The sequence below is a fragment of the Saccharothrix sp. HUAS TT1 genome, from assembly GCF_040744945.1.
Taxonomy (GTDB): domain Bacteria; phylum Actinomycetota; class Actinomycetes; order Mycobacteriales; family Pseudonocardiaceae; genus Actinosynnema.
In genome coordinates this window covers 1,215,918-1,232,863 of sequence record NZ_CP160453.1, presented here as the reverse complement: position 1 = coordinate 1,232,863, position 16,946 = coordinate 1,215,918, and the positions used below count along the sequence as shown (strand labels likewise).

Genomic DNA, 16,946 nt, shown 5'->3' with positions numbered 1-16,946 from the left:
ACGGGTCAGGGCCCGCCGGGGACGTCCCGCCAGGCCCTGACCACGCGGTGGTTCAGTCGTTCACGATCATCGTGTAGCCGCGCCGGCCGGACAGCGTCCCGTCCGCGCTCCTGGCCCGCACGTGCACGTAGTTGTAGAACGCGCGGGTGGGCGTGATGGTGACCGTCGCCGACCCGTCCGGGCCCGCCGCGACGACCTGCTCGGGGCCCTCGTCCCAGCCGTCGTGGTACGTGTAGACGTACTCGACCACGTCCGGCGTGTTGGCGTTCGGCGTGAAGGTGAACTCACCCGCCACGCCGACACCGCCCGCCCAGCTCCACTCCGGGTAGTCGACCGAGGTCACGGTCGGCGAGGAGTAGACCACCAGCGACGCCCAGTTGCCGTCCGACCGCGCGCCGGTGGCGTTGCGGGCGTGCACGGTGATCGTGTGCTCGCCGTCGTCCGGCGGGGTCCAGGAGAACGCGCCCGTGCCGTCGGGCCCGGCCGCGACCGTCCCGGCGTCCTCCGTCCCGGCGACCTCCCACCGGTACTCGGTGACCTCCGGCATCCGCGACGAGACCGTGAAGGACGCGGGGTCGCCGGGCCGCAGGCCACCGCCGGTGCGGGTGATCGTGGGGGTGGCCATGTCGACGTGCGCCCGGCCCTCGCCGATCGCCGACAGCACGCCGTCCGCCGTCTTCGCGCGCGCCTTCAGCGTGAAGTCGTGCAGGTCCAGCGACGGCACCCAGCGGATCGAGGCCGTGCCGTCGGCCGCCGCGGCGACCGTCCGGTGCTCCGAGTCGTCGTCGTTCCACCAGTACTCGTACTCCACGACGCCCGGCATGCCCGGCTCGAACCGCGCCCCGGCCTCCCGGCCGACGATGTTGCCGCTGTCGAAGACCACCTTCGGCGCGGTGGCCACCGTGAACCGGTACACCCGCGCGGCGCCGAGGGCGCCCGAGGAGTCCTTGCCGCGCACCGTCAACTGGTGCTCGCCGCCGCGCGTCGGCGTGAAGACGACCTTGCCGGTGCTGCCCGCGACCGAGCGCTCCTCCTCGTCGTCGAACCGGTAGACGTGCTCGACGGTGTTCGGCAGCGTCGGGGTGAACGTGAACTCGCCCGGCACGCCGATGCCACCGCCCGCGTAGTAGTCCGGGTAGGTGGTCGAGCTGACGCGCGGCCGGCTCTCCCGCACCTCGAAGTAGTGGTAGGTGGACGGCGACGTGCTGCCCGCCTTGTCGACGCTCACCACGTACAGGCTCTGGTTGCCGCTGTTGGTCGGCGTCCAGGTGACGGTCGCGGACCCACCCGGCCGGTCGGCCGCCACGTAGTTCTCGTACGCCGAGTACCGGCCCCACCAGAAGCCGACCACGTCGTCCACGCCGTTGGCGCCGAACGTGAAGTCGCCCGGCACGCCGACGTCGCCCTGCGGCCCGGACCACGCCGGGTACCGCACCGAGGACGTGGTCGGCGCCTTGTCCGGCGCGACCATGTCCATGGTGAAGTAGCAGGTCTCGGACGTGGGCGAGACGTCGGTGCCGTCCTCGGCCCGGAAGGTGTAGGCGTAGGTGCGCTCGTCCTCGACCACGATGCCGCCGGACGCCAGCGAGAACGACGCGGACCCGTTGTAGAAGTCGGACACCCGCTCGTACCGGGTCGCCGGGTCGTCCACCGGCCACACGGCCAGGCGGGCCCTCAGCGCGTCCCGCGGGCCGTCCGGGTCCTCGGGGATGCGCGCGCCCAAGTCGCTGTACCGGATGCGCAGGTAGTCGCCGGGGGCGGTGGTCGAGCACGCCTCGCGCCAGTCGTTCGTCCAGACGAACGTCGGCGCCTTCGGCGGCGTGTTGTAGCCGATCCGCAGCTCGAAGTCGGCCGCGTACCGCCGCCCGTACCGCTTGTCCCACTCCACCCGGGCGGGGACGCGCAGCTCCAGCGTGAGCCGGTCGTCCCCGTTGGCGACCGCCTTCGCGACCGCGCCCGCCACGTCGAACGCCACGTCCTCGACGCACTCCGCGCCACCGGCCGACGCGAGCCTGGTCAGCTCCTCCGGCGCGTTCCGCCAGGACGACCGCTCGGTGAACGGCCCGGTCTCCCACACCTCCACCGCGTGCCTCGCGCAGTCGTTCGCGTGCGTCTGCCGCCCCGCCAACGTCGCCGAGAGGATGCGCTCCCCACCACCGAACCGCGTGAGGTCGAACGTGAAGTACGACCGCGTCCGGTGGAACCCGTCCCCGGCCACCGTCGTCCCGACCGGCACGTCACCGGCCGGGTTCAGCCGCCCGGTCCACGGCGTCCGCGCGTCGGTGTACCCCCACTGGGCGGCGCCGATCTCGACACTGGGCACGTACGGATCCGCTTCCTGCGCCCAGGCAGCGCCAACGGACCCCGCCAACAACACCGCCGCCACCCCGACCACGACCAGTCTTCGCCCGGTCGACCGGGTGACGCGCGCACGCCGAACACGCGACATGTGCAGAACCCCCACAGCCCTCGTGCGCGGCCCCGACGCACGCGCCCCCTCGCGCCATGCGCGATCGACATGGCTCGGCCCACGATAAGGCCCGCCAGCTCCCGAAGCGCCTCATTTGCCGTGGCCCGGTCGGCGCGGGGTCGTGCCCCGAACGCAGATCAGGCCGGGTCCGTCTCGCGACAGACCCGGCCTGACTTGGTCGGGGTGACAGGATTTGAACCTGCGACCTCTTCGTCCCGAACGAAGCGCGCTACCAAACTGCGCCACACCCCGCCTTGCAGTGGAACGAGGAGAACTCTACCTGACGTTCCCACCCACTCCGAACCGGGTATCCCTTTTCCCTCCGGACACGTCCTGACCTGCGCCGACGGGCCGCGGCACCAGGGTGAGCAGGCTCGCCTCCGGGGGGCACGCGAAGCGGACCGGGGCGTAGGGGGAGGTGCCCAGGCCCGCGGAGACGTTCAGCCACGTGTGCGAGCCCCAGCGGGAGACGCCGCGGGCGCGGGAGCGGTCCAGGTCGCAGTTCGTCACGAGGGCGCCGTAGCCGGGGATGCGCAGCTGGCCGCCGTGGGTGTGGCCCGCCAGCACGAGGTCGTAGCCCTCGGCGGCGAAGGGGTCGAGGACGCGGGGTTCCGGGGAGTGGGTCACGCCCAGGCGCAGCGGGACGTCCGGCAGCGGGCCGCTGATCTCGTCGAACCGGTCGCGCTTCAGGTGCGGGTCGTCCAGGCCGGCGGCGAAGACCTCCAGGCCGTTGACCTCGAAGCGACGGCGGGCGTGGGTCAGGTCCAGCCAGCCGCGCTCGACCATCGCGGCGCGCAGGTCCTTCCACGGCAGCGGGATGCCGTGGATGCGCTTGGTCTTCGCCGACGGCAGGAGGTAGCGGGCCGGGTTCTTCGGGCGCGGCGCGTAGTAGTCGTTGCTGCCGAACACGAAGACGCCCGGACGGCTCAGCAGCGGGCCCAGGGCGCGCACGACGGCGGGCACGGCCTGCTTGTGCGCCAGGTTGTCCCCGGTGTTGACCACCAGGTCGGGCTCCAGCTCGTCCAGCGCGGCGATCCACCGCTGCTTCGACTTCTGGCCCGGCATCATGTGCAGGTCGGAGAGGTGCAGCACCCGCAGCGGCGACGAGCCCGGCGCGAGGACCGGCACCGTCGCCTCGCGCAACGTCCACCGCCTCCGCTCGATGCCCGCCGCGTAGGCGACGGTGGCGGTGCCGAGGGCGGTGGTGGCGAGCAGCGTCCGGCCGAGCGTGTTCACGTGGTCGAGGGTAGGGGGTTGACCGGTTCGGGGCGTGACGGGCCGCCCGGTACCGTTCCGCCCATGGCGGAGCTGAAGGCGCGGTTGCAGGCGGACCTGACGGTGGCGATCAAGGGCCGGGAGACGGTCCGGGCGGGCGCGCTGCGGATGACGCTGGCCGCCCTGACCACCGAAGAGGTCTCCGGCAAGAGCGCGCGCGAGCTGACCGACGACGAGGTGCTGAAGGTCATCACCCGCGAGGTGAAGAAGCGCAAGGAGGCCGCCGAGGCGTTCGCCGGCGCCGGGCGGACCGAGCAGGCCGAATTGGAGCGGGCCGAGTCGACGGTGCTGGAGGCGTACCTGCCCGCGCAGCTCGGCGACGACGAGCTGGCCGCCCTGGTCGACGCCGCCGTCGACCAGGTGGCCGACCAGCTCGGCGAGCGGCCGGGCCAGCGGCAGATGGGGCAGGTCATGAAGGTCGTCAACGCCCAGGTCGCGGGGCGCGCCGAGGGCGGCCGGGTCGCCGCCGCGGTCAAGGCCAAGCTGGCGTAGCCCGACGACTCGCACGATCGGGTGATTCCGACGGCCCGGCGGACCGGGCCGTCGGCGGGATCACCGGCCGGGCGGGTCGGTGGGGATGGTGATCTGCGGCGGGTCGAACGGGCGCCCCGGCTCACCGGGCGTGGTCGGTCGGCCCTGCCCCGGGTCCGGGGCCTCGGTGGCCGGCGGCGGTTCGGTCGGCTGCGGCGGGGGCACGTAACCCGTCGACACCAGCAGGGTCACCACGGTGCCCTTCAGGGCGCTGCCGCGCGGCGTCTGGCCGACGACCTGGCCCTTCGGCTGCTCGGAGTTGCGGTTCTGCGCCGAGACCTTGTACCCGGCCTGCTCCAGGACGCGGGTCGCCTCGTTGACGTTGCGGCCGACCACGTCCGGGATGCGGATCTCGCTGCCGCCCTTGAGGTAGCGCTCCTCCACCGCCGGCAGGCCCTGCACCGGCAGTCCGTCGTGGATCCTCGTCATCGTGTCGAACCACGTCCGCGCGGGCACGGTGCCGCCGTAGATGTCGCCCCTGCCGCACAGGCGGGGCGGGCCCGCGTTCACGCAGATGCCGCGCGGCTCGACGCCGTCGTTGAACGTCTGCACCGCACCGGCGAAGTCCGGGGTCGCGCCGATGAACGCCGCCGACTTGTAGTCCTCCGTGGTGCCGGTCTTGCCGAGCATCGGCCGCGTCCACTTGAACTGGCGGGCCGCCGCCGCCGCGGTGCCGCTGCCCTGGTCGTCCTTGGACATGCCGGCCGCCAGGCCGTTCGCCAGCGGCTCGGCGACGACCTGCTCGCACGGCGCCTCGTTGACCGGCACGGCCTGCCCGTTGCGGTCCAGGACCCGGCCGATCGGGGACGGCGGGCACCACACGCCGCCGCTCATGATCGTCGCGGCCACGTTCGCCAGCTCCAGCGTGCTCACCGGCGCGGGGCTCAGGGTGAACGACGCGTTGCCGCCGTTGGACTTGTAGAACTCCGTCTGCGAGACCCGCAGCTCCCGGTTCTTCGCCTTCGGGTCCGGCCGCACGCCCGCGATGTTGGTCGCCATCGTCTCGCGCATCCCCAACCGGGACGCCATGTCCACCACCGGGTCCATGCCCAGCTGCTCTTCGAGGATCACGAACCCGGTGTTCGGCGACGTCTGCAACGCCGTCTGCAACGACATCTGCGCCGGGTAGTTGGACGTCGCGTTGCCCAGGCAGTACCACCGCGTGTTCGGCTCACCGGTCGGCGGGCACTTGTCCCCGCCGCCCTTGAACACCCGTGACACGTAGGAGTTCGGCGTGGCGATCGAGTTCTCGATCCCCATGCCCTTCTCCAGCGCCGCCGCCGCCGTGAAGACCTTGTAGATGGAGCCCGCGCCGAACTTGTTCTCCACCCCGGACGGCAGGTCGAACTGGGTCTGGAACTGGTCGCCCTTCAACCCGTAGTCCCGGTTGGCCACCAGCGCCACCACCTCGTGCCGCTCCCGGCCCGGCCGCACGACCGCCATCGCGTTCGCGATCCCGTCGGTCGACTTCGCGACCTGGCCCTCGGCCGCGCGCTTGGCGTGGTCGGTGATGGTCTTGTCCAAAGTGGTCTGGATCGTGTAGCCGCCGGTCTTCAGCTGCTCCAGGCTGAAACCGTTGCGCTCCAGGTAGTTCAGCACGTAGGAGCAGAAGAACCCGTGCTCCGGCCCGGCGCCGACGCACCCGTTGGGCGGCGTCCGCACCGGCGTCGCCAGCCCGAGCGGTTCGGCCTTCGCGGCCTCGGCGGCGTCCCGCGACAGCTTGTCGTTCTCGACCATCTTGTCGATCACCTGGTTGCGCCGCTGCAACGCCTTCTCCGGGAACACCTCCGGGTTCAGCGCCGACGGGCTGTTGACCATGCCCGCGAGCATCGCCGACTGCGCCACGGTCAGCTTGTCCGCCGTGGTGTTGAAGTACGCCTGGGACGCCGCCGCGATGCCGTAGATCGTCGAGCCGAACGGCACCACGTTCAGGTAGCGGGCGAGGATTTCCTCCTTGCCCAGTTTGCTTTCCAGTTGCAGCGAGATCCGCGCTTCACGCGCTTTGCGCGCGACCGTCTGCTCCTGAGCCTTTTGCTGCTCCACCTGGTTGTTGCGCGCGAACACGTGCACGAGGTAGTTCTTCACGTATTGCTGCGTGAGCGTGGAGGCACCCTGCGTGACCGCGCCGCTGAACTGGTTGGTCAGCCCGGCCCGGATCGTGCCCTTCCAGTCGACGCCCTGGTGCTCGTAGAACCGGCGGTCCTCCACCGACACCAGCGCGGCCTTCATCGTGGGCGAGATCTTGTCCGGCGGCACCAGCACCCGGTACTGGTCGTACAGGTACGCGATCGGCGCGCCGTCCTTGTCCGTGATCGTGGAGATCAACGGCGGGTCGGTGGTGACGAGGTCGGCCGAGATGCTGTCGACCGTGTCGCTGGCTCTGTTCGACACCAGCCCCAGCGCGCCCACGACGGGGAACATCGTGCCTGCCAGCAGCACCCCCGCCAGCAGACACAGCCCGAGCAGTTTCAGCACGCCGTTCCTGGCTCGCATGCAGGTCAGCGTACGCGGCACCTGAAGAGGTGATCCGGATCGCGCACAGTTGATTACTCAGGATGAGTACTCGTACTCAAGACAGGTAACAGGTGGGCAACCCAGGGTTGGAGGTGGAACCAGAAGGCTCTACAGTCCGTCACTGTTCACGACAACAGCCCACGGCGAAGCCACTCGACGGTGAGCCTACGGCATCCGCGGCAGGGGTGTGGCGGATTTACGAAGTCTGGACACTGTGTGAACTGAGCAGGGGGAGATATGCAGCAGGGGGATTGGCGGATCAAGGCGTCGTGCCGTGATGAGGAGCCGGACCAGCTCTTCGTCCGAGGCGCGGAGCAGCGCAAGGCCAAGGTGGTGTGCCTGGGTTGCCCGGTGCGCACCGAGTGCCTTGCCGAGGCCCTGGACAACCGGATCGAGTTCGGTGTGTGGGGTGGAATGACCGAGCGTGAACGGCGTGCGCTGCTGCGGCGGCGCCCGGACGTCACGTCCTGGCACGAGCTCCTGGACACGGCACGCCAGGAGCACCACGAGGAGTCCAAGGTCGGCTAGCGGGACCCGGCTCCCTACTCGCCCGCCAACCGCCGACCGATCTCGTGCAGGCCGTCCAGGTCGTGCACGTCGGTGGGCAGCGCGGGTACTCCGATCAGCGGAACACCGGGGTGCGCCCGGGTGAACCGCGCGAGCAGTCGCCTCTCCCGATCGGCGACGGCCACGCGGTCCGCGTGCACCCGCAACACCGCGGCGGCCAGCGGGGCGTCACCAGCGCGCTCCAGCCGGTCCGCCGCCGCCAGCGCGCCGGGTGCGGGCAAGGGGGCCAGCACCGGGTGCGTCCGGTTCGCGACCAGGCCGGTCAACGGCATCCGTTCCGCGCTCAACCGCTCCACGAAGTAGCTGGCTTCGCGCAACGCGTCCGGTTCGGCCGCCGCGACCACCAGGAACCCCGTACCGGGTGAGCGCAGCAGGTCGTAAGTGGCCTGGGCGCGTTGCCGGAAGCCACCGAACATGCTGTCGAACGCCTGCACGAACGTCGAGGCGTCCTGCAGGAGTTGGCCGCCGATGATCGTGGACACGGCCTTGGCGAACATGCCGAAGCCCGCGCCCACGATCTTGCGGATGCCGCGCCCGCCCGCCCGGGCGGGCGCCGACAGCATCCGGATCAGCTTGCCGTCCAGCACGGTCGACAGCCGCTGCGGCGCGTCCAGGAAGTCCAGCGCGGACCGGCTCGGCGGCGTGTCCACGATGATCAGGTCCCACTCGTCGCGCTCGACCAGCTGGCCCAGCTTCTCCATCGCCATGTACTCCTGCGTGCCGGAGAACGACGTGGAGATCGTCTGGTAGAACGGGTTCGCCAGGATCTGCTCGGCCCGCTCCCGGCCCGCGTGCTGCCACACCATGTCGTCGAACGTGCGGCGCATGTCCAGCATCATCGCGTGCAGCTCGCCCTCGAACCCGGGCGAGTCGGCCACCTCCACCCGCCGCGGCTGGTTGTCCAGCTCGCGCAGGCCCAGCGACTGCGCCAGCCGACGTGCCGGGTCGATCGTCAGCACGACCGCCCGCCGCCCGCGGGCCGCCGCGCGCACGGCCAGCGCCGCCGCCGTGGTCGTCTTGCCGACGCCACCGGATCCGCAGCACACCAGCACCCTGGTGTCCGGGTTGTCCAGCAACGCGTCCACGTCCAGCCGGTTCACCGCACACCCCGCCCGACCAGAACCTCGGCCAGCTCGTACAGCGCGGCCACGTCCACCCCGTCGGTCAGCTCGGGCAGCTCCACCGTCGGCAGGTCCGACTCCGCCAGCTTCTCCTTCGCCCGCTCCTCCATCCGCACCCGCAACGCGTGCTCCACCGCCTGCTCGACCAGCCCGTCCAGCACGTCGGCGTCGACCTCCAGGCCCGCCGCCGCCAACCCGGCCCGCACCCGCCCGGCGTCGACCCGCCCCTCGGAGGCCGACGCCACCGACCGCGCGGGCAGCCGCGGCTGGTTGACCCGGTTCACGAACACCGCGCCCGGCCGCAGGTCCGCGGCGTCCAGCTCGGCCACCGCGTCCAACGTCTCGCGCACCGGCATCTCCTCCAGCAGCGCCACCAGGTGCACCGCCGTGTCACCGGAGTGCAGCAGCTTCACCACGCCCTCGCTCTGGCCCTTGATCGGCCCGACCTTGGCCAGGTCGGCCATGGCCCTGGTGACGTCCAGGAACCGGACCACCCGACCGGTCGGCGGCGCGTCGAGCACGACGGCGTCGTACTCGTGCCGCCCGGTCTTGCCCGCGCGGCGCACGCACTCCTTGACCTTGCCGGTGAGCAGCACGTCCCGCAGGCCCGGCGCGAGGGTGGTGGCGAACTCGATCGCGCCCATCTTCTTCAACGTCCGGCCGGCGAAGCCGAGGTTGTAGAACATGTCGAGGTATTCGAGCAGCGCCGCCTCGGGGTCCACGGCGAGCGCGCGCACCTCGCCGCCACCGGGCGCGGACGCGATCCGCTCCTCGGAGTACGGCAGCGGCGGCCGGTCGAACAGCCGGGCGATGCCCTGCCGGTTCTCGACCTCCACCAGCAGCACCCGCCGCCCGCCGGTGGCCAGCGCCAGCGCGAGCGCCGCGGCGACCGTCGTCTTGCCGGTCCCGCCCTTGCCCGTCACCACGTGCAGCCGCGCGCGGGTGAGTTCGTCGGTCCAGCCGTTCACCGGATCAGCCTATGCGCGCCGCGCTGAGAACCGCTGGCCAAGCCGCCGACCGACTTCAGTCGAACATCGTGACGAACACCACCGCCAGGGCGGTCGCCGCGACGATCCCCCAGACGATGACCGACGGCAGCACGTAGGCGATGAGCACCGCCACGACCGCGACGACCACCACCCCGACCAGCAGGGCCCGCATCACGTCGGACCGCCTCGACCCCTTGCGATCCCGCGCCAGGGCCATGCCGACGAGGATCATCACCAACCCACCCACCAGGAACGCGCTGGTGGCGACGATCCGCCAAGTCTCCACGTGGTCGAAGCTAGCGCGGGGTGATCGCGCCGTCACGTGCTGACGTCCTGCTTCGTGCAGTCCACCTCCCTTTCCACCCGCACGAGGCGCGCCGGCGCCGTCTTGTCGATCGAGAAGTGCCAGAGCGCCCGCTCCGCGCTCGTGGTCGAGATCCGCAGCCCCGGACCGCCCTCCGGACCCGTGACCTCCGTCGAGCCGTCGCCGAAGTCCAGGCCCCGGGCGGCGACCCACCCATCGCCCCCGGCCTCCTGGACGATCGCGAACAACCTCGGCGCCTCCGCGATCACCTCAACATCGTCCACGCTTTGAGAGTACAGTTTGATTTGTTCAAGCAGGATGAATCGAATGAGTGAAGTTCGGGCGACCGGGCGTCACGCACAGTGGCTAGGGTGATCGAATGGCTATCGGCTCGACGCGGGGCAAGCGCAGGCTCGGACGGCACATCAAGCCGATCCTGGAGAGGTCCGGCCTCAAGGTGGACGAGGTGGTCAAGCTCTCCCGGGTGTCCCGGCCGACGGTCACCCGGATGCTGTCCGGCGACGCCCTGGCCCGCTGGCCGACCCTGTCGATGGTGCTGGACGTCATCGGCGCGACGCCCGAGGAGAAGACGCGCGCCCTCCAGCTCTGGGAGATCGCCGACGTCGACCCGTACGCGATCGAGCACGCCCGGGACCTGCCCACGAACTACAAGCGGCTCCGGATGGACGAGCTGGAGGCGGTGCGGGAGCGCACCATCGACTCGGCCCTCGTCCCCGGCCTGCTCCAGACCGCCGGGTACGCCGAAGCCCTCGCCCGCGCCGCCCGGCGGCGGATCGTCGGCGACAGCTGGGATTCCCGCGCGGCGGCCGAGCGGTTCGACCGGCAGGCGGCGTTGACCAGGGAGAACCCGATCGAGTACCACGCCCTGATCGACGAGACCGCGCTGCGCCGCCTGGTCGGCGGCGCGGAGGTCATGCGGGAGCAGCTGGACCACCTGGTGGCCATGGCGGGCCGGCCGAACGTGACGATCCAGGTCCTCCCGTACTCGGTCGGGGCCTACGGCGCGCAGGCCGGTGGCCTGCAACTGCTGGAGTTCACCGAGTCGGACGAACCGCTGACCGCCTATGTGGAGGCACTGACCGGCCTGGTTCCTGTGGAGGATGAGGACGCCGAGGTGCTGGCGGCGGTCTGGGAGGACGTCGCGCGCCTGGCGCTCACGGCTGAGGACTCCGTGAGCCTCATCGGGGCAGTACGGGACACGCTAGGAGACTCGTGATCAACCAGAGGTGGCGCAAGAGCAGCCGGAGCGCGTCCGACGCGCAGTGCGTCGAGTTGGCGGTGGGTGAGCGGGTCGCCGGGGTGCGGGACACCAAGAACCGGGGTGGCGGGACGCTGGTCTTCGGGGCGCGGGCGTTCGCCGCGTTCCTCACCGACGTGAAGCGTGCTCGGGTCTGAGCACGGTTTGACACGAACGGGGGTACTCGACCGGGTGCCCCTGTTCGGCGTCCCGCTAGGCTGCGCCCCATGCAGAAGTGGGAGTACGCGACCGTCCCGCTGTTGATCCACGCCACCAAGGCGATCCTGGACCAGTGGGGTGCGGACGGCTGGGAGCTGGTCACCGTCCTGCCGAACCCTAGCGGTGAGCAGCACGTCGCCTACCTGAAGCGGCCCAAGGCATGAGCTGGACGGCGCGCCTGGCCGAGCTGGGCATCGAGCTGCCCGAGGTCGCGGCGCCGGTCGCGGCCTACGTGCCCGCCGTGCGCACCGGGCAGCTGGTCTTCACGTCCGGGCAGCTGCCGTTCGTCCAGGGCTCGCTCGCGGCCACCGGCAAGGTCGGCGGCGACGTCAGCCCGGAGGAGGCCAAGGCGCACGCCCGCACCTGCGCGCTGAACGCGTTGGCGGCAGTGCACGCGCTGGTCGGCCTGGACTCGGTCACCCGGGTCGTGAAGGTGACCGGCTTCGTGGCCTCCGCCGACGGCTTCACCGGCCACCCGGCCGTCGTCAACGGCGCGTCCGACCTGCTCGGCGAGGTGTTCGGCGAGGCCGGGCAGCACGCCCGCGCGGCGGTCGGCGTCGCCGAGCTGCCGCTGGGCGCGCCGGTCGAGGTCGAACTGGTCGTCGAGATCGGGGAGTGAGATGTCGGACACGTGCCACGAGCTGCTGCTGAGGCTCGCCGGGCGGCTGCCGGACGACGTGCTGTGGAGGTTCCGCGACTGGGTCTCGACGGACGCCGTCGTGGTGCTCGCCCGCACCCTCCCGCGCACGTTGCTGCACGACAGGATCGGTCTGACCGACCACGAGCAGCGGCTGCTGGCGGACGCCCTCGTGCCGCACGGGGCCGATCGGTCCATCATCAGTTCTGTCAAAGGGCTGGACGAACTGCCCGAATCCGGCTACACCTTCACCCCGGAATCACCCGATCGGGTGTCGATGGGTGATTCCGCGACCGTGGTGCTCGGAGCGACCCTGCGCGGCCGCCTCGGGGTCGGCGAAGTCCGGTCCTCGTGGCGCCTGGGCGGGGCCGGACCCAGGAGGCTCATCCTGGTCACCGCCTCGGCCGGGGAAGCCCGGTTGACCGGCGAGCTCCAGCGCGTGCTGCGGGCGCTCGGCGAGCACGACCCCTGCGTGGAGGTCCTGCCCGCCGGAATGGACCTGCCGCCCTACCACAGGGCGGCGTTGGCGGCATCGGAGCTGGTGTGCGCCGGCGCCGACGCCGATGGGCACTTGGTGCCCGTATAGCGCTCGGCGCTCCCGCGCGGGCCGGAAGGAGAACAGGCGTGACGAACGACGGAGTGGGACTCCCCGTCCGTTTACACGACCTCCTGTTGGCGCTGGCCGGACGCGTTGACGACGACGCGCTGACCCAGGCTCGGGAGCTGCTGGCGGTCGCCGAGCTGGACAGAGCCGTGGAGCTGGTCGTCGGCTGCCTGCTGGCCGGGCGCATCCCGGTGTCGCCGGAGGAGCGCCGCGAGCTCGGCTGGCTGCTCGGCGAGGTCCGCTCGGACCGCTCGCTGGCCGACCGGCTGTTCGCGGTCGAGCACGTGCCCGAGGTGCGGCACCGGTTCAGCGTCGAGTCCGACCCGGCCGACGGCCTCGGCGAGGTGCTGGGCAAGACCGTGTCGGTGCTGCCGGACGTGCGCGGCGTGCGCGCCACGTGGCGGTCCAGCCCGGCCGGCGCGACGCCCGGACCGCTGCCGCAGCGGGTCGTCCTGGTGGACATCGGCCCGGCGGGCTTCGCGCCCGCCACCGCCTACCGGGTGGACACCGTGCTGCGCAAGGCGGGCATCCGGGCGGTGGTCGAGGTGCTGACCGTGGGCAACCAGCTCGGCGAGTACCACGCGGCGGCCGTCACGACGGCGCGCGAGGTGTTCTTCCCGTCCGGGTCGACCAGCCCGCAACCGCCACCGGACCCGGCCACGTGGTTCGACGGTGAGCAGCGGGCCCAGGCACCGGTGGTCGAGCCGGAACCGGTGCCTGCCGAAACCCACAACGGCTCCAAGTCACGTCGTGCGCGCGTCGAGTCCTACGAGGGCGTCCAGCCGTTCCCGCCGAAGCCGGTGAAGCGGCTGCCGGTGCGCGAGCCGGAACCGGTCGAGGACGTCCGGGTCGAGGACTCGCGGGTCGACAGCCCGCGGGTCGAGGACGTGCGCGTCGAGGACTTCCGGGTCGAGAGCACGCGCGTCGAGGACTTCCGGGTCGACGACGTGCGGGTGGACGACGTGCGGCCGGACGACGTGCGGGTCGAGGACGCCCCCGTGGACGAGGTGCGGGTGGAGGAACCCGTGGTCCCCGTCCAGGAGGCGCCCGCCGAGCCGCCGCCCCCGGTCGAGCGGCCGGTGATGCCGGTGTTCGCGTTCCCGGACGACCACCCGCTCTCGCGGGCCGAGGTGACCACGGAGCTGGGTCCGGACGACCTGGCCGCGTTGCAGGCCGCGCTCGCGGAGGGGCAGCCGCCCGCCGCCGTGCACCTGCCGCCGACCGTGGACGCGAAGCTCAGCGACCGGGAGCGGGCGCTGCTCCAGCAGCTGCACGAGGAGCTGGCCCAGCGCGAGCAGCAGACGTGGCCGGACCGGCCCGAGTTCGTCAACGGCGTGCCGAAGCCGAACAACGGCAAGTACCCCGGCTAGCGGTTCGAGGTCAGCGGCTCGGCCCCGTCGTTCGCGGCGGGGCCGAGCCGCTTCCGCGCTACGCCCCGGCCTTCCGGCGGGCCAGGTCGATGATCCGCTGCAGGTGCAGGCCCCGGCGGACGTCCAGCGGGTGCTCGGTGGTCCCGCTGTCGACCATGGCCACGAAGTCGTCCAGCAGGTTCGTGAAGCACTGCTGCGCGGTCGTGCCGCGATCGGCCAGCACCCGGTGGCCGTGCTCGCCGTACACCGTCACCTCGGCGATGCTCGGGTTCAGCGGCAGGTGCATGGTCATCGTGGCCACGCTGGTCGCGCCGCCCTCGTGCTGGAACACGACCTGCCACAGGCCGTGCTCGGACCGGTTCGCCGCGATCACGTCGGTGATCGTGCCCAGGGTCGCGTCCAGCAGGTCGAACGCGTGCGGGCCGATGTCGTCCAGCGGACCGCGCTCGTGCCGCCACGGCGAGTTCGAGAACGGGCCGCCGAGCAGCGCCCCGGTCAGCCAGCGCGCGCTGCCGCCCACCCAGCCGCCCGCCTGCCGGAGCTGGTCCAGCTGCTCGCGGGTCTCGGGGGCGTAGCGCTTGGTCAGCACGACCAGGGAGGCCACGTCGTTGCGCCGCACGGCGTCGACCAGGCGTTCGGCCCGGTCGAGGGTGTCCGCGATCGGCTTCTCCAGGATCAGGTGCTTGCCCTGCTCGGCCGCCCTGGTGGCGATCTCGGCCTGGACCTCCGGCGGCACGGCGAACGCCACCGCGTCCACCTGCTCCAGCAGCTCGTCCGGCGTCTTCGCGGTGGTCGCGCCGTGGGCGTTGGCCAGCTCGGCGGCGGCCTCCTCCCGGCGGGCCCAGATCGTGGTCAGGCGGGTGCCCGGGTGATCGGCGATGCCCGGTGCGTGCACCATGCCCGCCCACGGGCCGGCGCCGATGAGTCCTACGCGCAGCTGTTCGTCCACCCGGCCCATCCTGCCTTTCATCGGCCGCCGACGTAACTCGACTCGGGGACGAAGATCCGGCCGCCGTGGTCGAACCTCAGCTCGACGCCGTCCGGCCGGCGCTCGACCTCGGGCGTGTCGTCCCAGCCGCTCGGGATCGGCACCACGTGGCCGTGGTCGGGCGACGGGCCGAGCCACACCTCGTGGTCCGTGCCGCCGACCAGGCTGCTCCGCTGCTTCACGTAGACGTTCGGCGTGCCCTCGTCCGTGCTGGTCGTGGTCGTGCCGGGGAGGAACAGCAGGACGGCCGCCGTGGCGGTCAGACCGGTGCCGACGATCGCGCCGACGACGAACAGCAGGACGTTGACAAGACAGCCTTTTCGCGTGGTGTCCACGGGGGGATGATCCTCGTAGGCTCGGTGGCGTGCGCGAACTACCCGAGGAACTGGTGCTGCCCGCTGGCGTGATCCCGGCGGACTTCGCCGGACCGCCCGTCGAGCCCCGTGACGCCGCGACCGTGGTGCTGGTGCGGGACGGCGCGTCCGGGCTGGAGGCGTTCCTGCTGCGGCGGGTGGCCGGGATGGCGTTCGCGGGCGGCATGACGGTGTTCCCCGGCGGCGGGGTCGACCAGCGGGACGCGGACACGTCCGTGGCGTGGACCGGGCCGCCGCCGTCGTGGTGGGCCGAGCGGTTCGGGTGCTCGGTGTCGCTGGCGACGGCGCTGGTGTGCGCGGCGGTGCGGGAGACGTTCGAGGAGTCCGGCGTGCTGCTGGCCGGGCCGTCCGCGTCGTCGGTGGTGGCCGACACCTCGCGGTTCGCCGGGGCGCGGGCGGCGCTGGTGGCGCGGGAGCTGTCGCTGGCGCAGTTCCTGGCGGCGGAGGGGCTGGTGCTGCGGGCCGACCTGCTGCGGCCGTGGGCGAACTGGTTGACGCCGGTCGAGGAGCCCCGGCGGTACGACACGTTCTTCTTCGTCGCGGTGCTGCCCGAGGGGCAGATCGCGGACGGGGTGACGACGGAGGCGTCGGACGCGGCCTGGCAGCGGCCGGGTGACGCGTTGGCGGACTGCAAGGCCGGGCGGCGCGGGTTGCTGCCGCCCACCTGGGTGACGTTGGCGGAGTTGGCCGAGGCGGGCTCGGTGGCGGCGGTGCTGTCGTCGTCCCGGACGGTGGAGAAGGTGGTGCCCAAGTTGGTCCGGGAGGGTGGCGTGGTGCGGGTGGTCCTGCCGTGAGCGCGTTGGCGTACGGGGTGTTGCGGCAGGTCACGCCCACGGCGGCGGTGCTGCTGGCGGAGAACCCCGGCGTGATGACGTTGGACGGGACGAACACGTGGGTGCTGCGCGCGCCCGGCTCGTCGTCGTGCGTGGTGGTCGACCCCGGGCCGGCCGACCCGGCGCACCTCGGGCGGATCGCCGAGCAGGCGCCGGTGGAGGTCGTGCTGCTGACGCACGGTCACGCGGACCACTCGGAGGGGGCGCGTTCGTTCGGGCGACAGGTGGACGCGCCGGTGCGGTCGGTCGACCCGGCGTTCCGGCTGGGCGGCCAGGGGCTGGCGGAGGGCGACGTGATCGAGGCCGCCGGGCTGTCGATCCGGGTGCTGCCGACGCCGGGGCACACCGCCGACTCGGTGTGCTTCCAGCTGGACGACGCGGTGCTGACGGGCGACACCGTGCTGGGGCGCGGGACGACCGTGGTCGCGCACCCGGACGGGAGGCTCGGTGACTACCTGGCGTCGTTGCGGCTGCTGACCGCGTTGCCGGCGGGCACGGTCGGACTGCCCGGCCACGGCCCGGAACTGCCGGACCTGGTGGCCGCCGCCGGTGGCTACCTGGTGCACCGGGAACAGCGGTTGGCGCAGGTCAGGGCGGCGGTGGCGGAGCTGGGCGGCGCGCCGACGGCCCGTGCGGTGGTCGAACTGGTGTACGCCGACGTGGACCGCTCGCTGTGGCCCGCGGCGGAGTGGTCCGTGCGGGCGCAGCTGGAGTACCTGCGCGACGCCTGACGGGTTGTCGATCGCGTGCCGCCACCCGCCGTCGGTCCCGCGGCGCGCGACGCCGACCGACCGGGCGGCGCGGCTCGTCGCGTGCGGCGTCGTGGCGCGCGTCCGGGAGACCGGGTGGCCGATCCGGTGCGCTACTCCCGCACCCCGCGCGGTCGGGCGTC

General features: G+C 72.3%; 19 protein-coding genes and 1 tRNA gene. 10 read left to right on the top strand and 10 right to left on the bottom strand.

The window, feature by feature from the left end; all coding sequences use genetic code 11:
- Positions 1-52: 52 nt before the first annotated feature.
- From AB0F89_RS06045 to AB0F89_RS06035, 3 genes are all read right to left on the bottom strand, one after another.
- Positions 53-2,323 carry a hypothetical protein gene (locus tag AB0F89_RS06045; protein ID WP_367133395.1) on the bottom strand — a complete coding sequence of 757 codons (2,271 nt, stop codon included), beginning with the start codon at positions 2,321-2,323 and terminating at the stop codon, positions 53-55.
- Positions 2,324-2,645: 322 nt separating this feature from the next.
- Positions 2,646-2,722, bottom strand: a tRNA-Pro gene (locus AB0F89_RS06040).
- A gap of 24 nt (positions 2,723-2,746) precedes the next feature.
- Positions 2,747-3,706, bottom strand: a complete 960-nt coding sequence (locus AB0F89_RS06035; RefSeq protein ID WP_367133393.1) for a metallophosphoesterase — start codon at positions 3,704-3,706, stop codon at positions 2,747-2,749.
- Positions 3,707-3,769: 63 nt separating this feature from the next.
- Between AB0F89_RS06035 and AB0F89_RS06030 the strand changes: the two genes are divergently transcribed.
- On the top strand, positions 3,770-4,237 hold the full coding sequence (locus AB0F89_RS06030; protein ID WP_367133391.1) for a GatB/YqeY domain-containing protein: 468 nt from the start codon (positions 3,770-3,772) through the stop codon (positions 4,235-4,237).
- 60 nt (positions 4,238-4,297) lie between these two features.
- On the opposite strand, the gene AB0F89_RS06025 is transcribed toward AB0F89_RS06030, so the two are convergent.
- Positions 4,298-6,769 carry a penicillin-binding protein gene (locus AB0F89_RS06025; protein ID WP_367133389.1) on the bottom strand — a complete coding sequence of 824 codons (2,472 nt, stop codon included), beginning with the start codon at positions 6,767-6,769 and terminating at the stop codon, positions 4,298-4,300.
- Positions 6,770-7,027: 258 nt separating this feature from the next.
- Here AB0F89_RS06025 and AB0F89_RS06020 point away from each other — a divergent pair, with 258 nt between their 5' ends.
- On the top strand, positions 7,028-7,318 hold the full coding sequence (locus AB0F89_RS06020; RefSeq protein WP_106616446.1) for a WhiB family transcriptional regulator: 291 nt from the start codon (positions 7,028-7,030) through the stop codon (positions 7,316-7,318).
- Positions 7,319-7,332: 14 nt separating this feature from the next.
- Here the strand turns inward: AB0F89_RS06020 and AB0F89_RS06015 are convergent, their stop codons facing one another.
- The 4 genes from AB0F89_RS06015 to AB0F89_RS06000 are packed head-to-tail and all read right to left on the bottom strand — an operon-like array spanning position 7,333 to position 10,055.
- Positions 7,333-8,457 carry an ArsA family ATPase gene (locus tag AB0F89_RS06015; RefSeq protein WP_367133387.1) on the bottom strand — a complete coding sequence of 375 codons (1,125 nt, stop codon included), beginning with the start codon at positions 8,455-8,457 and terminating at the stop codon, positions 7,333-7,335.
- Entirely contained in the window at positions 8,454-9,446 is a 993-nt protein-coding gene (locus AB0F89_RS06010) for an ArsA-related P-loop ATPase (RefSeq protein WP_367133384.1), read from the bottom strand. Before AB0F89_RS06010 ends, AB0F89_RS06015 begins: the two co-directional genes overlap by 4 nt.
- Before the next feature lie 55 nt (positions 9,447-9,501).
- Complete coding sequence (locus tag AB0F89_RS06005) at positions 9,502-9,753, bottom strand: hypothetical protein (RefSeq protein WP_367133382.1); 252 nt, start codon at positions 9,751-9,753, stop codon at positions 9,502-9,504.
- 32 nt (positions 9,754-9,785) lie between these two features.
- Complete coding sequence (locus AB0F89_RS06000) at positions 9,786-10,055, bottom strand: hypothetical protein (protein WP_367133380.1); 270 nt, start codon at positions 10,053-10,055, stop codon at positions 9,786-9,788.
- 95 nt (positions 10,056-10,150) lie between these two features.
- Between AB0F89_RS06000 and AB0F89_RS05995 the strand changes: the two genes are divergently transcribed.
- From AB0F89_RS05995 to AB0F89_RS05970, 6 genes are all read left to right on the top strand, one after another.
- Positions 10,151-11,008, top strand: a complete 858-nt coding sequence (locus tag AB0F89_RS05995; RefSeq protein WP_367133378.1) for a helix-turn-helix domain-containing protein — start codon at positions 10,151-10,153, stop codon at positions 11,006-11,008.
- The gene (locus AB0F89_RS05990; protein WP_367133376.1) at positions 11,005-11,187 is read left to right on the top strand and encodes a DUF397 domain-containing protein; all 183 of its coding nucleotides are present in this window, start codon (positions 11,005-11,007) and stop codon (positions 11,185-11,187) included. The genes AB0F89_RS05995 and AB0F89_RS05990 overlap by 4 nt, the downstream gene beginning before the upstream one ends.
- Before the next feature lie 69 nt (positions 11,188-11,256).
- Entirely contained in the window at positions 11,257-11,412 is a 156-nt protein-coding gene (locus AB0F89_RS05985; protein WP_141979599.1) for a DUF4177 domain-containing protein, read from the top strand.
- Positions 11,409-11,867: a RidA family protein gene (locus AB0F89_RS05980; RefSeq protein WP_367133374.1), complete on the top strand. Its 459-nt coding sequence runs from the start codon at positions 11,409-11,411 to the stop codon at positions 11,865-11,867. Before AB0F89_RS05985 ends, AB0F89_RS05980 begins: the two co-directional genes overlap by 4 nt.
- A 1-nt stretch (position 11,868) precedes the next feature.
- A complete protein-coding gene (locus AB0F89_RS05975) occupies positions 11,869-12,471 on the top strand; it encodes a hypothetical protein (protein ID WP_367133372.1) in 603 nt (200 codons plus the stop codon).
- A 38-nt stretch (positions 12,472-12,509) separates the two neighbouring features.
- Complete coding sequence (locus tag AB0F89_RS05970) at positions 12,510-13,859, top strand: hypothetical protein (protein WP_367133370.1); 1,350 nt, start codon at positions 12,510-12,512, stop codon at positions 13,857-13,859.
- Positions 13,860-13,917: 58 nt separating this feature from the next.
- Here the strand turns inward: AB0F89_RS05970 and AB0F89_RS05965 are convergent, their stop codons facing one another.
- Both AB0F89_RS05965 and AB0F89_RS05960 read right to left on the bottom strand, forming a co-directional pair.
- On the bottom strand, positions 13,918-14,817 hold the full coding sequence (locus AB0F89_RS05965) for a Gfo/Idh/MocA family protein (RefSeq protein ID WP_367138729.1): 900 nt from the start codon (positions 14,815-14,817) through the stop codon (positions 13,918-13,920).
- 8 nt (positions 14,818-14,825) lie between these two features.
- Positions 14,826-15,182, bottom strand: a complete 357-nt coding sequence (locus tag AB0F89_RS05960) for a hypothetical protein (RefSeq protein WP_367133368.1) — start codon at positions 15,180-15,182, stop codon at positions 14,826-14,828.
- Positions 15,183-15,211: 29 nt separating this feature from the next.
- On the opposite strand from AB0F89_RS05960, the gene AB0F89_RS05955 reads away from it, so the two are divergent.
- Complete coding sequence (locus tag AB0F89_RS05955) at positions 15,212-16,015, top strand: NUDIX hydrolase (RefSeq protein ID WP_367133366.1); 804 nt, start codon at positions 15,212-15,214, stop codon at positions 16,013-16,015.
- Positions 16,012-16,785, top strand: coding sequence for an MBL fold metallo-hydrolase (locus AB0F89_RS05950; RefSeq protein WP_367133364.1), 774 nt, complete (start codon positions 16,012-16,014; stop codon positions 16,783-16,785). The genes AB0F89_RS05955 and AB0F89_RS05950 overlap by 4 nt, the downstream gene beginning before the upstream one ends.
- The last annotated feature ends 161 nt before the right edge of the window (positions 16,786-16,946 follow it).

Bases quoted from the DNA above. Each gene is read 5' to 3' on its own strand.
- AB0F89_RS05995 (WP_367133378.1), top strand. From the start codon at position 10,151: ATGGCTATCGGCTCGACGCGGGGCAAGCGCAGGCTCGGACGGCACATC.
- AB0F89_RS06030 (WP_367133391.1), top strand. From the start codon at position 3,770: ATGGCGGAGCTGAAGGCGCGGTTGCAGGCGGACCTGACGGTGGCGATC.
- AB0F89_RS06020 (WP_106616446.1), top strand. From the start codon at position 7,028: ATGCAGCAGGGGGATTGGCGGATCAAGGCGTCGTGCCGTGATGAGGAG.
- AB0F89_RS05980 (WP_367133374.1), top strand. From the start codon at position 11,409: ATGAGCTGGACGGCGCGCCTGGCCGAGCTGGGCATCGAGCTGCCCGAG.
- AB0F89_RS06025 (WP_367133389.1), bottom strand. From the start codon at position 6,769: ATGCGAGCCAGGAACGGCGTGCTGAAACTGCTCGGGCTGTGTCTGCTG.
- AB0F89_RS05985 (WP_141979599.1), top strand. From the start codon at position 11,257: ATGCAGAAGTGGGAGTACGCGACCGTCCCGCTGTTGATCCACGCCACC.
- AB0F89_RS05975 (WP_367133372.1), top strand. From the start codon at position 11,869: ATGTCGGACACGTGCCACGAGCTGCTGCTGAGGCTCGCCGGGCGGCTG.
- AB0F89_RS05965 (WP_367138729.1), bottom strand. From the start codon at position 14,817: ATGGGCCGGGTGGACGAACAGCTGCGCGTAGGACTCATCGGCGCCGGC.